Genomic DNA, 205 nt, shown 5'->3' on the forward strand with positions numbered 1-205 from the left:
CAGTTTGTCGATGGTGTGCTCGGAGCCGTTCTCGGCCACGCGGACGTCATCCATTTGCTTGTGCAGGCGGTCGATGGTGCGTTCGGAACCGTTGTCGGCCACGCGGACGTCATCCATTTGCTTGTGCAGGCGGTCGATGGTGCGTTCGGAACCGTTGTCGGCCACGCGGACGTCGCCCATTTGCTTGTGCAGACGGTCGATGGTG

1 pseudogene is annotated in these 205 nt (G+C 62.0%); it reads right to left on the reverse strand.

The annotated features are described in order from the left end of the window. Positions 1–205 (reverse strand): annotated as a pseudogene (locus ACNFH5_RS30665) (phage infection protein); the annotation flags it as partial.

The sequence above is a fragment of the Pseudomonas sp. NY15435 genome, assembly GCF_048068295.1.
GTDB lineage: Bacteria > Pseudomonadota > Gammaproteobacteria > Pseudomonadales > Pseudomonadaceae > Pseudomonas.